Annotated in this window: 8 protein-coding genes; 2 read left to right on the top strand and 6 right to left on the bottom strand. The window is 39.7% G+C overall.

Features of this window, described 5'->3' with window-relative positions; all coding sequences use genetic code 11:
- Window position 1: 1 nt before the first annotated feature.
- From G6N79_RS13175 to G6N79_RS13190, 4 genes are all read right to left on the bottom strand, one after another.
- Window positions 2–1624, bottom strand: coding sequence for a hypothetical protein (locus G6N79_RS13175; protein ID WP_103905291.1), 1623 nt, complete (start codon window positions 1622–1624; stop codon window positions 2–4).
- Window positions 1625–1930: 306 nt separating this feature from the next.
- Entirely contained in the window at window positions 1931–3394 is a 1464-nt protein-coding gene (locus tag G6N79_RS13180) for an efflux transporter outer membrane subunit (RefSeq protein ID WP_103905290.1), read from the bottom strand.
- 7 nt (window positions 3395–3401) lie between these two features.
- Window positions 3402–6557, bottom strand: a complete 3156-nt coding sequence (locus G6N79_RS13185; protein ID WP_103905289.1) for an efflux RND transporter permease subunit — start codon at window positions 6555–6557, stop codon at window positions 3402–3404.
- Window positions 6558–6643: 86 nt separating this feature from the next.
- Complete coding sequence (locus G6N79_RS13190; RefSeq protein ID WP_234993155.1) at window positions 6644–7810, bottom strand: efflux RND transporter periplasmic adaptor subunit; 1167 nt, start codon at window positions 7808–7810, stop codon at window positions 6644–6646.
- Window positions 7811–8715: 905 nt separating this feature from the next.
- On the opposite strand from G6N79_RS13190, the gene mnmE reads away from it, so the two are divergent.
- On the top strand, window positions 8716–10095 hold the full coding sequence (gene mnmE, locus G6N79_RS13195; RefSeq protein WP_103905287.1) for a tRNA uridine-5-carboxymethylaminomethyl(34) synthesis GTPase MnmE: 1380 nt from the start codon (window positions 8716–8718) through the stop codon (window positions 10093–10095).
- 216 nt (window positions 10096–10311) lie between these two features.
- Here the strand turns inward: mnmE and G6N79_RS13200 are convergent, their stop codons facing one another.
- A complete protein-coding gene (locus tag G6N79_RS13200; protein WP_103905286.1) occupies window positions 10312–11283 on the bottom strand; it encodes an HNH endonuclease in 972 nt (323 codons plus the stop codon).
- Window positions 11280–13979 carry an AAA family ATPase gene (locus G6N79_RS13205; protein WP_103905285.1) on the bottom strand — a complete coding sequence of 900 codons (2700 nt, stop codon included), beginning with the start codon at window positions 13977–13979 and terminating at the stop codon, window positions 11280–11282. The genes G6N79_RS13200 and G6N79_RS13205 overlap by 4 nt, the downstream gene beginning before the upstream one ends.
- Before the next feature lie 646 nt (window positions 13980–14625).
- Here G6N79_RS13205 and G6N79_RS13210 point away from each other — a divergent pair.
- Complete coding sequence (locus G6N79_RS13210) at window positions 14626–16203, top strand: glycoside hydrolase family 30 protein (protein ID WP_103905284.1); 1578 nt, start codon at window positions 14626–14628, stop codon at window positions 16201–16203.
- Window positions 16204–16489: the final 286 nt, after the last annotated feature.

Genomic DNA, 16489 nt, shown 5'->3' on the forward strand with positions numbered 1-16489 from the left:
CTTATAATTTACCCTGTACAGCCTCTTCATATTTTAAGAAAAGGGTATCTATTTGCAAATCAGTTACGTGGCTCGGTTTATGACTTTTAACTTCTTTTTTTAAATGTCTTAAATTTCTAACGTCCATTAAAATATTATTTAAATCGCCAATTGTATATCCATTCACCGTATCATTAGGGTATTTCTGATTTCTATCAGATTGATTATAATCATCAATTAAATCAATAAATATAGGTGAGTAAGAGAAGTTCTTAACATGAGGTGTCCAATCTTGCTTATTTAATAAATCTTTATCTTTTAAACTATAGTTTAATCGATCATATTCTTTACTGACTAAATACCATGCTACTGCACTAGCCCAACTTTCGGCAATCATCTTGCTAGTTAGTATAGCATTTCCTCGGCCTACATGAACTGCATGCGCGGAGTGAGCTAACTCATGAATCGAAGTACCGAATAGACCCCAAGTAAAATATGAGGATCCTTCATCTTTGCGTCGATATATTTGTATTTGAGAAAACAAGTCTGTACTAAGCCATGTTGCCCATGGTCTATGCAACCCATTATAAGAATTATTTGTTTTATTATAGAAACTAATTTTTTTCTTTAAAAATCCAGGTGCATAAGGTCTTTTTAAACCATCAATATCCTTAAAAAAATAGTTTACACAAGCTCGATGTATTGTCCCATAGTAAACAGATTTCCCTCCATTGATTTCTAAATGCCAGTGATTCCGCATTTTTGGGCCATTATAATATGCTTGATTAATATGTCCATCTCTAATATCCCATTTATTCTGTTCCCACACTACAGTATAATTTACTGCCTTTCTGAAACTTGGAAGGCGAACATAGCCATCTGCATTAGTATAACCAGTTCTCCATCGAACAAAATGCCTAACCCGAACTTTTGCTAATTCTATTGGAACATATGCCTTAATAGTTTCATCATAAACTTTAATTGTGGCACTTGGAGTCCACCTTCTATTAGACCTTCTCCTTCCTTGCACTAAATCATCATCATGTCCGGTAATTCGAAGTGATTCGTCCAAGATATCATCGAAATTAATGGTTAAAGTCGGAGAATGTTGAATTTCCAAATCATTTTGATCCCAGTTTTCTGCTAAGTCGGTAGGTATATATAAATCTTCAATAAATTCGGCATCCTTTAAAAGTGGATTATTTGATGATTTTTCAACTTTCGTATATAACCATCGCATTCCGTTTGCATTACCTGGAGCAACCCGAACTTCTTCTCCCTCACTAATATCTACATCAAGCGGATAATCAAAAAAGTCCATCGTAGTATCTGCCAATAGCTCTTCATAATGAAGTGAATCTTTCGGAAGAATTCGAATATAACTATGAGTTGCAGCAAGTAACATAGAATCTTTAGAAAGGTTCAATGCATTTCCTTTTTCCATGCCTACCATTCGCTCATCTTTTTCCTGTAATAAATTCAAATATGCCCTATTCATATTTTTTAGGGAATAGGGATTTTCCATTTTTTGATTGGAAATTACTGAGCTTTGTGCAATTGATTGCCTAGAATCTATTGATGTCAACAATTCTTTTTTACAGCCAAATAGACCAAAAACAAAGATTAATAATATAAATTTTTTCATATAGAATAAATATTTTAATCAAAAATAATATTTAATTTAAAATTATTCTTATTTAATTAATTTGATAATATTTATTTAATTTATAGATACAGTTATTTAATGAATTATGATTAATATGATATTATGTACTAATAATTTAATCATAATAAGTTAGTAGTTTCACTAAAAAACAATCGCTACACCCTTCCATTGAATCTAGGGTACAGCAAAAAAAATTCCGAGCCTATTTTTAGGCCCGGAATGATGGAAATGTATCTTACGATACTGTGAAGTTTGTTTGTTGTGTTATATAAATATTTTCAAATCTTATCTCCAGCCGCCTCCCAATGAACGGTACAGATCCACATAGGATTCCAGGTGTGCTTGGCGCAATTCCACGAGGTCAAGATCGGAGTTCAGGGCATTCCCCTGAGCAGTGATGACCTCCAGATACGTGGCATAACCACCTTTGAACAGCAAATTGGCATTGCGCACGGCTTTATCGGAGTTCTCTACCCGCTGGCGGGCAAAATCCAGCTGCTCACGCAATTTCTCGACCGTAACGACAGCATCGGACACTTCCGACACCGCTTCCAACACCGTCTGTTGGAAGGCGATTTCTGCCTTATCACGTTCCAACTTAGCCACTTCCCACTGGATCTTTAATTTTTTATTCTTCAAAATTGGCGCTGTCAGGTTTCCACCGATACCGCCCAATAAAGCTCCCGGAATGGAGAACCAATTTTTGGGCAACATGGAATTCACCCCGAACACCCCTTCTAGGGATAGCGAAGGATAGCGCATAGCCTGTTGGATATTGGCATTGGCATTCGCCGCAACCAAGCTCCATTCCGCACCGCGCACATCCGGTCTGTTCCGAACGATCTCCACCGGCGACCCCAATGAAATATCCTTATTCTCTGCAAACAGGTGCTCAGAACTAGTTCCGCGCTTGATCTCACCCGGCATCTGCCCGATCAAAATCCGCAACGCGTTTTCCTGCAATACAATATCTTTTTCCAATTCCGGAACAAGCGAAGCCGCCAATAAGCGCTGCGACTCCGTTTGCTGGATGGCCAATGCCGTAATTTCGCCGGCAGCATATTGCAGTTTGATCATCTGCAGCGTACTGTCGTTCAATTGGAGGTTTCGCTTCGCTACCTCAATCTTCGCATCCAACATCAGCAGGTTGAAATACCCCTTCGCCACGCTGGCGATCAGGTTAGTCTGAATGGCATTGCGCGCCTCCTGGGTGTTCAAGTATTCCGCGGTCAATTGATCCTTGGCATTGCTGATCTTGCCCCAGATATCGATCTCCCAACTGAAGCCGATCTCCGTTCCGAATTGCGAGGTATAAGTAAACATATTCTCCGGTGCCTTGGTTCCCTTACGGTCGTACCAGCGCGTCGATGGCCCTGAACCGAACTCCTTGGACCGGTATTGCTTGTTCACGCCGGCAATGGTCGCATCTACTTCAGGCAGGTAGTTGAAGCGATTCTGGCGCATCCATTTATTGGCAATGTCGATGTTCTTCATCGCCGTGCGCATGTCGTAGTTATAGGTTAACGCCGAATCGATCAGATCCTTCAGCGTAGGGTCATGGAAGAATTCCTTCCACGAGATCCGACTGATGCTGGAGGTATCCCCGAAATAGGCCAGGGTATCACCACGGAATTTCTCCGGTAAATTCAAGTCAGGCTGTTGGTACTTCTCTCCTACCTTACACCCCTGTATCAACAGGAAAGCTGCGAAAAGTCCCACTATGGCCTTGATATATGCTAATCTTTTCATGTAATTCTTATTCTTCTTCCGTCTTAATTTTATTTCTCACCTTTTCATCCAATGTCTTGAACACCACGAATAGCATCGGGATAATAAAGATACCGAACGCTACCCCGAACAGCATCCCTCCTGCTGCACTGAAGGAGATGGAATGGTTACCGATTGCTGAAGGACCAACGGTCCACATCAATGGAATCAAACCGGCCACAAAGGCTAGGGAGGTCATCAGGATCGGACGCAAGCGCAATCGGGCACCGTTGATGGCCGCATCTACAATGCTCAAGCCCTTATCGCGCTCCTGCACCGCAAACTCCACGATCAGGATCGCATTCTTGGCCAATAGACCGATCAACATGATCAACCCGACCTGCACATAAATGTTATTCTGCAGGCCTACCAAGCCAATCGTTGCGTAAACCCCGATCAAGCCGACAGGGATGGAAAGCAATACCGCCCAAGGCAGGATGTAACTTTCGTATTGTGCCGCCAATAGGAAGTAAACGAAGAGGATACTCAGCGCAAAGATCAATACGGTCTGTGAACCCGATTGGCTTTCCTCGAAACTCATACCCGTCCACTCGTAACCGATGTTGCCAGGCAGATGCTCATCGGCATAGGCCGCAATGGCATCCATAGCATCACCCGTACTGTATCCCGGTGCCGGTTCGGCATTCACGACAATCGCATTGAACAGGTTATACCGCGTAATGGTCTCCGGTCCGATGATCTTCTCCAAGGTAATGATCGTATTGATCGGTACCATCTCCCCATTGTTGTTCTTCACGAAGATGGAGTTGAAGGATTCCGGATCCGTACGGAAGTCAAAATCCGACTGCACATAGACACGGTACTGGCGACCGAATCGGCTAAAATCCGATGCCTGCACACGGGCAAAGTATAAACGGATGGTCGACATCAGGCTATTGATGCTGACACCCAAAGATTTTGCCTTTACCACATCGATATTCACTTCGTATTGTGGGAAGGTCGATTTAAAGGACGTATAGGCATTACCGATTTCCGGCAATTCATTCAGTTTGTTGATAAAGCTATCCGCCAGCACATCGAAGTCACGGATATCACCACCCAGACGATCCTGCAGGACCATCTCGATCCCGGCGAAATCACCGAAACCCTGAACGGTAGGTCTTGGGAATACCGTAAAGTTCGCCTCGTGCAACTGCGCTAGATCCGCACGGATGGTATCCATAAATTCCGTGATGTGCTTGATCTTCTCCCGCTCGGCATGTGGCTTCAGGTTGATATACCCCGCCGCAAATGCCGGGCTGGAACTCGCATCCAGGGCGTTGTAACCCGATACGGATGTCATCCCCTTAATATCTTCATGTCTTCTCAGGATGCTGTCCGCTTTCCGAAGGACTTCCGTCGTCCGCGCAAGGGATGCACCTGGAGGCATGGCAATGTTATAGGTAATGAAACCATCATCCTCTGTTGGGATAAATGATTTCGGCGATTTCATCATTAAAAATGCACCCAAGGCCGTGATAACGATCAATCCCAACCAAGCAACCTTCTTGTTGCTGATCAATTTCTTCACCCCAACGATATAGCGGTTGGTGAAATTATCAAAGGCTGTATTGAAGGCCGTAAAGAAACGGTCCTTATAGGTGTTGAATTTATTCTTCGGCTTGCCAGTTTCCTTTTCATCCTCCGGTGCTTTCAGGAGCAGGGCACACAGGGCCGGACTGAGTGTCAATGCATTCAGTGCGGAGATCAGGATGGCCGTGGCCAAGGTATAGGCAAACTGCCGATAGAAGATACCTGCAGGACCTTCCATAAAACCTACCGGAAGGAATACCGCTGCCATGACCATCGTAATGGAAAGGATGGCACCCGTAATTTCCGACATGGTGGAAAGGGTGGCCTGCCGAGGCTTCTGCCCAGTGGCATGCATCTTATGGTGAATGGCCTCGACGACGACGATCGCATCATCCACCACAATACCGATCGCGAGCACCAGGGCGAACATCGTCAGTACGTTCAGCGAGAAGCCGAACAGCTGCAGGAAGAAGAACGTACCGACCAAGGAAACCGGAATCGCAATCGCCGGGATCAACGTCGAACGGAAATCCTGCAAGAAGATGAACACAATGATAAATACGAGGATAAAGGCCTCAAATAAGGTATGTTTTACCTGCGAGATGGACTCATCGATCTGATCCCGTACGGAATACGTAATCTCATAGTCGATCCCTTTCGGGAAGTATTTCTTCTGTTCTTCCAAAACCTTCCTTACGGCCACATCGATATCATGGGCATTGGATCCGGAAGTCTGGGTCAGGTTCAGCGTAAGGCCCGGATTACCGTCGACCTTATTGTCCGAGTTCAGGTTGGTTGCACCGAACTCCACGCGCGCCACGTCCTTCAGATAGAGCACTGAACCATCGGTATTGGTTTTAATAACGATGTTCTGGAATTCCTCCGGTTGGCTGAAACGCCCTTTGTGCTTAATCACTGTTTCAAAGGCCTCATCCGAGGTCTCACCGAACTTACCCGGTGCGATCTCAAAGTTCTGATCCTTGATCGCATCGGAAATATCCTTCGGCACCAGGTTATAGAGCGCCAATTTCTCTGGATTCAACCACACCCGCATCGCGTAGTCACGCGCCCCCAATCGGGAAACCTGCGCAACACCATCCACCCGCAATAAGGGGCGCATCAGGTTAATCTGCGCAAATGCCTGCAGGAACGTTTCATCATAGACCGTGTCTTGGTGATTCGAGAAGATGTTGATCGTCATGATCACACCACTCTGCCGCGGCATGGTCGTTATACCCGCCTCATTTACCTCCGCCGGGATCGAACTGATCGCCTTGGAAATACGGGTCTGCACATTGACGGATGCCACATCGGGATTGGTACCCGTCTTAAAATAAACCGTCACACTACCCGAACCGGAGTTCGAAGCGGTGGACTTGATATAGGTCATGTTCTCCACCCCGTTAATGGCCTCCTCTATGGGAAGCAATACGGAGCTCGCTACAGTCTCGGCAGTCGCACCTGGGTAACTCAGGGAAACCACCACACTCGGCGGTGCAATTTCCGGAAAACGGGTCACTGGAAGGAGCTTCAATCCTACCAAACCCAAGATTACCAAGATGATCGAGACAACGGTAGCTAGAACGGGACGACTTACGAAGGTCTTAAGCATATATGATAGTTAGGGTTGGACCATACGCTTCCTTGCTCTTTGCTCAGCAGAGCAAGGAAGTAATGGCCAATGATTTAATTAGACAATTATTTTGCTTGTGGGATAGGTGTGATGGGTGAACCATCGGTCAATTTGTCGAAACCGCTCAGGATAACACGGTCACCAACCTGTAGACCTTCCGAGACAATGTACTTATCCTTGCTCGTTCCGGCCAATTTAATGTTGCGGCGCTGTGCCTGGTTGTTCTTGTCAACAACATACACGAACGTCTTGTCCTGCAATTCGCTGGTCGCGACCTGCGGAATCTGCAGCACGTTGCTCTTCACCTCTGAAATCTTCAGTGTACCCGTACTTCCGGAACGCAGGATATTGTTCGGATTCGGGAAAGTGGCACGAAGGGAAATGGAACCCGTTGTACGGTCAACTTGACCATTCACGGCATCCACGATACCTTTAGATGAGTATTCCTCACCATCTGCCATCATCAACGTCACTTCTGGGAAAGTTAGACGTTTCAACTTATCGTACTTGCGGCCTTCGATACTGTCCTTTTTCGCCTGTGCTTTCGAGAAGTACAGGAAGTCAGATTCGTTCATCGCAAAGTAGATATACACTTCCTGGATATCGGAAAGATTGGTCAATGGCTCCTTGTCACCCTTGCTGATCAGGTTACCGATACGCTTTGGAATACGACCGATATAGCCGCTCACTGGGGCAGTGATTACCGTAAAGTCACGGCTCAACTGTGCCGAACGCACTTCCGCAGCGGCCTGATCCAAGCCTGCTTTCGCCACTTGGTAATCGGACTCTGCAGCCGCCAATCGCACATCGGAAATAACGTCATTCTCCACCAACGGACGTAGACGGTCAACTTCCAACTTCGCATTCTTCAACTTGGCTTTCGCCACGCGCTCGTTGGCCACCATGTTATTTACGTCTTCCTGATAGAAGGAAGGGTCAATCTTAAACAGCTTCTGCCCTTTCTGTACGTAGGAACCCTCATCCACATAGATCTCTTGAAGTAAGCCTTCAACCTGCGGACGGACTTCTACGTTAACTTTACCTTCTATAGTACCCAAGTAATCTTTCACCGTGACAGCTTCCGATTTCTCAACAGTATATACAGGTAAGGCCAGTGCTTTTGTGTTGTTTTCTTTTTCTTTTGATTTGCTCTCTGAACAGCTTGCCATGATACTCACTGTCCCTAGCAATAAAAATGTTGCTTTAAATAATGATAATCTTGTTTTCTTCACAGTTTTGATACGATTATGTGTTCTCCAATAGTGTAATATTCTTATTACATTTCCATCTAATTAACGTATTATTCAACAATTATTGCCTCGTTTAACATTTGTTAACATGTTATTTTTTAGTTAATAAATCGTTAGGTCTTCACTTCCTATGTGTTAAAACACTGATTATCAACAAAAACGCCTAAAATGTAACACGATTGTTATACAAATACGTCGCACTATTTAAGGAAATATCATGCCAAAGATGCCTTCTTGGCCTAAAAAAAGGATATTCAAAATGGTTTAATGTGTTTATAACTTATTTATCAAAGCCGGGATAACAAGCTGCATGGCAACAGATTACCATAACTAATAATTAATAAATGGCGAAGAAAAATAAATGGGATTACGGGGATGTTAGACGTGACAGCTAATATTACGGAAAAGGAAAAATTTGGATGAATTGTTGGGTAAAATGGGCATTGGAAGAAAAATTGGTGGGGTTAGGATTTGTACTGAGGCACAAGAGAGCCATCGCACAGGCCAACCACACAACTCTTGCGCCAGCGTTGGGCACTTGAAATAAGAGAGAGATTTTGGGAGGGAATGGGCGCGCTCTGCGCGCCCATTCCCTCCCAAAATCTCTCCTAACCGCGTCAAATCGCAGGCTGGCGCAAGTCTTTCGATGGGGGCAGCGGGGTGGCGGACTTGTGCCTAAAAACATGCCGTAGGCACAAAATAAACAGCCTCAAAGACCTTCCGCACAACTTGTGCCTGCGTAATAGGCCGAAGGCACAAGAGAGCCACCACACATCCCCTCCGCACAACTCTTGCGCCAGCTTGTTGGGCCTTCCGCACAACTCTTGCGCCCACTTCCCACCGAAATCCGCCTTAAATATATCATTCCGAAGCCCTATCTTTGCATTATGTCTACAGCATCCCTAATTTCTCAAGATACCATTGTCGCACTGGCCACTTCGCCGGGTGCCAACGGTGCCATTGCCGTTATCCGTCTTTCCGGTGCAAAAGCCATTGCCATCACCAACGCCATCTTTAAAGGCAAGGACCTCAGCAAGCAGGCTTCGCATACCGTGCATTTCGGAACGATACGCGATGGGGAACATATTATCGACGAGGTATTGGTCACGCTATTTGTGGGTCCGAATAGTTATACCAAGGAAGATGTTGTGGAGATCTCTACCCATAATTCAGCGTATATCATCGAGCGATTGATTACACTGCTGATCAAGAAAGGTGCGCGGGCAGCGCGTGCTGGGGAATTTACCCTGCGTGCTTTCCTCAACGGTGGAATGGACCTCTCCCAGGCCGAAGCTGTAGCCGATCTGATCGCGTCCAATTCCGCAGCGTCCCACCAGGTCGCCATGCAGCAGATGCGCGGTGTATTCTCCAACCAATTGAAGAAATTGCGCGAGGACCTTGTCCACTTCGCTTCCCTGATCGAACTGGAACTGGACTTTGCCGAAGAGGATGTCGAATTTGCCAACCGCGACCAGCTGAAGGCCCTGATCGAACAGATCCACCAGGTCATCAGCAAGCTTATCCGCTCCTTCGAACAGGGCAATGTGCTGAAGAACGGTGTACCCGTGGTTATCGCCGGGAAACCCAATGTCGGCAAGTCTACCCTACTCAATGCGCTCCTGAATGAGGAACGCGCCATTGTCTCGGATATCGCTGGCACAACACGCGACACCATCGAAGATGAAATCAATATACATGGTGTCACCTTCCGCTTTATCGATACGGCTGGGATCCGCCATACCGAGGATGTCGTCGAAGCCATCGGCGTTGAACGCACGCGCGAGAAAATGAAACAGGCTCGCCTGATCATCTACCTCTTCGACCCTACCCAGGATGAAATTACCGCCGTGCAGGAACAGATCGAGGAAGTGCAGTCCCTACAGATTCCTTTCGTCACGATCATCAATAAGGCCGATCTCCTCACCGAAGAACAACGTGCGGCTTATGCCGTCCTCAACCCGCTCTATATTTCCGCCAAACAGCAGACCGGTATCGAGGAACTGAAAGATGAACTGCTCAACCAGGTCAACCTGTCCAACATCAATACCGATGATGTCATGGTCACCAATATCCGCCATGTCGAAGCCCTGCAGCTGACCCAACAATCGCTGGAGAAAGTGCTGTACGGAATCGACAATCCGATAACCTCGGATTTTCTAGCCATGGATATCCGGCAGGCGCTGCATCACCTCGGCGAGATTACAGGAACTGTGACTACCGATGATCTGCTGGAGAATATATTTAGTAAATTCTGTATTGGGAAGTAAATAATAATAAAAGATAATAAACGGTAATTACTAATGATTATAAACCGCTTAAAATAAAATGAGAATTTCAAAAAAGATTTCAAATACATTTTGAATAATTCAAAATTTTTGATTGGCTATGGAGTATTTCTGCTGTTGCTGTTCGCTATTGTGTTATATATAGTTTGGTACGCGCCACTTTCAGTTTCAGCAAATGATGTACTTTTTGCATGATAACTATTTTTTCTTAATTAAACCTACTTGTTTAGCTATATCCATTGTAAATTTAGCCATGGGGCGTTTATGATGGTCTTCGTCTGTAGAATAATTACCTATTAATAATCTATTGAATATGCCCTCATTTGTGAACAATTTAGGGAATTGTTTTTTTAAGTTTTTTTTGTATTCCTCAGTATATACTTCCGCTTTTAAAATCAGTTCTTCAGCAATGTCCTTTTGTGTTTCGTAGATTTCTTGAATTTTGAATACTTCTTGGAATGTTTTATTGGGAGCTATTACTTTAGGTTCCGAAAAAGTGTATTGTATATCTTCAAGGTCTCGGCTAGTTAAATATTTTGCAATAGAGCCATTTGCTAAAGTAAATTCAAATACACTTGGTGTAATACTACGCTCATCTAAGTAAAGATTAAAATCCACCGTATCCTTAGATTTTGCTAAATTGCAATTGGCACATACTGGATATAGATTATAAAGCGATACACTAAAGCAGGGGTATTCGGATTTTGGAAGAAAATGATCGACTTGAAATTTAGCAGTATAGTCAATCCTAATTTTTCTCTTCAATTTCACTTGTTCCTCAATGACAACAGTTAAATGTGCATTACAGTAGACACATGATTTTATGCCAATTTTATGGAAGTATTTAGGATAAAAATCAGATCTTCTATTTTCGTATTCAAGCGCAGTTAAAATTTTTTTAATAAAGCTTTTATATGACTTGCTATTTTTAATTGCAGATTTTGTAATACCATCAAATTCTTTTTTTAGTCTTTTTATCTCATCAGGTTTAGCAACTAAGATGATATCTATATTTGATTTAATACATTGAATATATAACACTTTATATTTTGTGTTTTTCCCTGCCAAAAGCTGGTTTAGGTTTACAATAATTTTGTTTTTCCTTTTCGCAAGAATAGTATTAAAATCTTTAATTACAGAATCTACAGTTTGATAGGATATTGGTCTCATTTTGTTATCCTTTCTTTTAATTTTTTCAATCGTTTTATTTCTTCATCTATTTCAGATAGGGAGAACTCTGACTCGTGTAAACCAATCTTTTCGTGATACAGGTCTAGGAGGCTATCTTTTATTAGAGGTTCACCAATTATCTGTATAAACTGATAAATTTCTCCTTTTTCATTTATTTTAGTTTTATTGTCGTCTTTTTTCCATTTATTAAGAGTATCAATCACCTGTTTTATCTTATTATTAACAAATTCACCCATATACCCTTTTTCAAGAAAAAAATCATTCGCTAATAAATCATGAATATTTGCCCCAAATGTTTCCTCTGAATTTTTGGTTTTAAAAGGTTTGCCAGATTCTAGTCTTAAAATATTGTTAGAAGGTATATCTGATAGTATAAATGGAGAATGTGTGATAAACAGAATATTGATATTATTCACATATTCTAATTGCATCTTCCTTATTTGATAAAGTAGATTCTTTATATATGTTCGTTGCATCTCTGGATGAAAATAGAGCTCTATTTCATCAAAAATAATATTTACGTTTCCATATTTAAGAGTTCCTTCCTCTTGTAAGACAGAATCTATGTTATAAATGTGATAAATAATTGTATTAATTGATAGAATTTGCTGTTTCTCTCCAGAGCTTAATTCTGTTATTTTGCCTCCGTGATCAAAATTGATTTTGACATTTAAAAATGATGGCGGGATTAATTCAATTGTTTTTAGGCTGAATTTTTCTTTTACATTGTCAATATTACTGATAACATTGAGTAAAGGAAGTGATATTTCTAAATCATATATATGATATATCAGAATATTAATTGCTTGCTTAAGTTTATTTTCTATATGACTATTTCCATTAACTAATCGATCTAAATACTCTGTTAGCTTTTTGTTATCAGTTAGCCCCCAGCTAGGCAAGTCCTTATATTTCTTCTTATAATATTTCTCAGATATATTGATTACTTTAAAGAAGATATAATTTTTTGCTTCTTTTTGTACAGAACATTGAGGATCGATTTTAAGAACAAGATATTTTATTATTTTGTTAAATAGTTTTCTGTCAATTTTTCCGTATTTGTCTTTATACTCTTTTTCTTTTTTTATGATTTTACTATTATCCAAAGTAAGTATAATGGAATTAGGAGTAGATCTTGGGACTAGTTCTGGTATTATTTTTCTATTAAAGTCTATATGGTGAGGTTCAAGTATATTTGCAAGTAATCTTGAAGTTCCTAAGTATTCTTCTCTATTTACATCTATATTCCCCTCGATTCTCATTGGGTTTAGTACTAGTGGGATCTGATAGCCATCATTTTTCCAAAAGAGAGGATTAACCCATTTTCCAGTAATATTTGAGTTTAAAGCATACAAAGAATAGTTGACAGATATAGTATAAAATAAATTTTCTAAATCAAAATCTGCAATATTAATAGCCTCTTTGTCGATCTGGTAGGTGTTGTTTTGTAGTAATTTGTACCTAAAAATTTCAATACTTTGACTAACAGATATTTTATAAATCGTGTCAAGATGAACAAATAAATCAACAAAAACTTCTTCATGGATGAGTTTTTGTTCGGGATTCAACTTTTTATGAAAAGCTATTTTATTGATGATTAAGTAAAGAATATCGGCTATTGTACTTTTTCCACTCCCATTCATACCTACAATAGCAGAAATAGATATATTTAAATTCTCATTAACACTGTATAAATCTAGGTCATTCGTTTTGTTGTAAAGGATTATTGCATCATCATCTTGAATTGTATATAAATTATAGAATTGATACAATTCTCCTTCTTTCAAATTTTTAAGATGCTTCTGTTTCTTAAAAGAATCGTTGGATAGTGGCCGAAGCGCTATTATTTTAAACCCATTAAGTCTTTCTTTTCTTATCTGTTCAACCGTAACAAATTTTTCAATATGGGAAGGAGTGTATTTATCTAATATTGTAACTGTATTCTCAGTTAAATTATATGAATCTTGTTCGAAATTAAATACTTTATATGAATCTATGACTAAATCTCTGTAAACTGTCTTTTTTAAATCATTACTATAAACCGAATCTTTAATTTCTTTACACAAATCGATATACACACCGTAGCGTTTAGGTATGTGGTCAATAACAGAAATAGATTTTAAAAAATTTACAGTATTCCTATCAACAGGCAAAAATTCCTCAGAATTAATCCAAAATAAAAACATAGTAAATGATGCGATATCAATACCTCTCCATCTTTTAATTTTCTGGAAGTGTAGAGCCTTCAAGTTTCGCATACCATCATTAGCTAACTCTCGAAATACACTCCATATTTCATTTTGTTGATTGAAACCTCTATATTGTGCTATCTGCGTAATAATGGGTGAGGGAATACCTTCGAATGATATATAGTTAACACTCTTCTCTGATCCTAGTTCAAATAATAGCGAATTTATTAATTCAATTCTTCTATTGGGGTCGATTTTAGTATAATTGAATGTTGCATATATCTGAATAGGATCAAGCCCCCATTCATCGGTTCTTGTAAGACTATCTCTAAATAACCTACCACGATTTAAGTGTGCAAACTTTGAATATTTTAGATCATTGTAAAGATCCTTTGCAGGATTATCACGATTTCCATATTTGGATATAAGTAATTTTGCAATTAATCTATATGCTTCATACCAATCGCTAATAATATTTTCATTCATATAATCTAGGTATTATTCGAGTTGTGTTTCGTGGTATAAAATCCTTATAATAACCAAATTCAATCTTATAAATCTCAATTAATAAAAGATTTATGCAAAGATGGAATTAATTATTTTTTATAAGAATAATGAATTTATATTTATTAATTCAAATAAAAAATCATCATTTCTAATTTTTAACTAATTTCTATTTTTTTTCTAAATATTGACGTTTTGTTATAAAATAATTAGTCGATTTATAGTGAGACCTTAAATAACCTCATTAATTTGAATTTTATTTATATTTATTTTTAAATAACACGTTGGTAATCAGATTTTAATATTTTTTGTATCGGGAAGTAACCCTATGACCAGAATTAACAAAACTGTATTAACTCTTAAAGAAATCACTTGATTTATTGCTTCTTCTTGGTTGTTGGGTATTAGTAGGAAATAGAAATAACCCAAAGTACACGAATAAAACCCTCATTAATTTTGCTACGTCTTAAAACCCTCGAATTGTGCTTTTGATTAAGAATAGTAAGTTTTTATGATATCTTTTTAATAAAAAGCAGCATTTGGTTATGTAACTATTTTTTTACATGCCAAATATTGTTATTTTTACACTAAGTATCACACTATTATAAACCAACTTAAACAATAAACCATGAGAACTTTAAAAGTGATTTTGCCATTGCTATTGGTAATAGCAGGGTGTAGTAGAAATGATTTAGATCAAACCAATGAAAATCTAAATGACCTCCCCAAAAAAGCCCGTGTAAATGTCCAAGCATTCGAGCAATACGGGATCTGGACCACAAATGTATCTGAAAACAGGAAATTAGAAAGAACCTTCAATGGTGATCTTTCGTTCAATTCTTCACCAAATGGCAATCCAATCATAGAGGTAGACTCTAGAGCTGGGAATAGGAGTCAATATATTGATGGATTTGGATATACCCTCACCGGAGGAAGTGCTGAACTTATTGATAATATGTCCGAAGGATCAAAAAGTGCATTGCTAAATAATCTATTTGGCTATACGCAAGCGGGGCAAAATAAAATTAACGTGATCCGTATAGCTATTGGATCAGAAGATCTAACTAGAAATGCCTATACCTTAAATGATAATCCTCCTGGCGGTATAGATCTTCCGCAAAATCATTTCAGTTTAGCGAAAGATGAGAGAAAAATTAGGGTATTGAAAAGAATCTTACAAATTAATCCGAATATCAAAATAATTGCGACCCCATGGTCTGCACCGGCATGGATGAAGGACAATACGAACCTGAAGGGTGGCCGTTTAAAAACGGATTCAAATAATGGTAACCAGATTTATTATGAATCCTATGCCACCTATTTCAGGAAATATGTGCAAGCCATGAAAGAACAACATGGGATCGAAATTTGGGCTGTTACACCCCAAAATGAACCGCAGAGTGGCAATCATTTACCTAGTATGATCATGCTTTATTATGAGCACAACAACTTTATTCAATACCATTTATACAATAAGCTAAGTTCTCTACCGAACAGACCCCATATCATAGCCTATGACCACAACCCTGGATTCGAATCTACCACAGGAATGACAGGTGTAGATTATGTGCGCAACTTACTAAACAATAACGATTTAATCAATAAAATCGAAGGGGTCGCATGGCATTTGTACACGGGTAATATCAATGATTTATCAACGATTCACAATGAATTCAAAGATAGACGGAACCCTCCTATCGGTACATTTTTTACGGAACAATGGTTAGAAAGAAAAAGTTATTTTGACAATGTAGATTTCATGTGGCACATAAACACTATAATGATTGATGCACTTAATAATTTTAGCCGAACCGCGCTGGAGTGGAATCTAGCAAGTAATCCGAACACAGATATTCGTACATCAGATTCAGCTAAAGATGCTTGTCAAATCTGTATGGGTGCTGTCACCATAAACGGCTCAAATTATTCGTTTAATGTCTCCTATTACACAATTGCGCACCTATCAAGATTTCTTGGTGATGGTGCCCAAAGATTATTCCCCAAACCGCATGGCGTAGGAAATATCAAATACGCAGCTTTTGTCAATGATAAATCTCCATATGCTCGAATTATGTTGATAGCCAATGATAATGATCAAGCAAAGAATCTAAATTTAAAATATATTGATTATGATGGGAATGTAAAGTATGCAGCTATTACTGTACCAGCTAAATCAGCTCAAACTTACGTTTGGAAACAAAATTAAAATAAGTTGAATGAAATAATATCCCAGTGAAAATTGGGATATTATTTTTTTGGAAATTTTAAATAGAGTTTAATATTGTATTACCTATTATTGAATTACAATAGAAAAATTAATCGATAGCGTCATATTCTAAAATGCTAATCATGTTTCTAGCTATTGGTGGAATGCAGGTTCTGAAATCTCTGAAAAATCAATAAATATCTTCATTATGCATCTTATTGAAAGTTTGCAACCTGTTCATGAAAAGTATACAAAGGATCTAATCAATTCTGCTTACGCTTAGAAT

It is taken from the genome of Sphingobacterium lactis (genome assembly GCF_011046555.1).
In the GTDB taxonomy this organism is placed as follows: Bacteria; Bacteroidota; Bacteroidia; order Sphingobacteriales; family Sphingobacteriaceae; genus Sphingobacterium; species Sphingobacterium lactis.

Coding starts and splice junctions, on each gene's coding strand:
- G6N79_RS13210 (WP_103905284.1), top strand. CDS start 14,626: ATGAGAACTTTAAAAGTGATTTTGCCATTGCTATTGGTAATAGCAGGG.
- G6N79_RS13200 (WP_103905286.1), bottom strand. CDS start 11,283: ATGAGACCAATATCCTATCAAACTGTAGATTCTGTAATTAAAGATTTT.
- G6N79_RS13185 (WP_103905289.1), bottom strand. CDS start 6,557: ATGCTTAAGACCTTCGTAAGTCGTCCCGTTCTAGCTACCGTTGTCTCG.
- G6N79_RS13205 (WP_103905285.1), bottom strand. CDS start 13,979: ATGAATGAAAATATTATTAGCGATTGGTATGAAGCATATAGATTAATT.
- G6N79_RS13175 (WP_103905291.1), bottom strand. CDS start 1,624: ATGAAAAAATTTATATTATTAATCTTTGTTTTTGGTCTATTTGGCTGT.
- mnmE (WP_103905287.1), top strand. CDS start 8,716: ATGTCTACAGCATCCCTAATTTCTCAAGATACCATTGTCGCACTGGCC.
- G6N79_RS13180 (WP_103905290.1), bottom strand. CDS start 3,394: ATGAAAAGATTAGCATATATCAAGGCCATAGTGGGACTTTTCGCAGCT.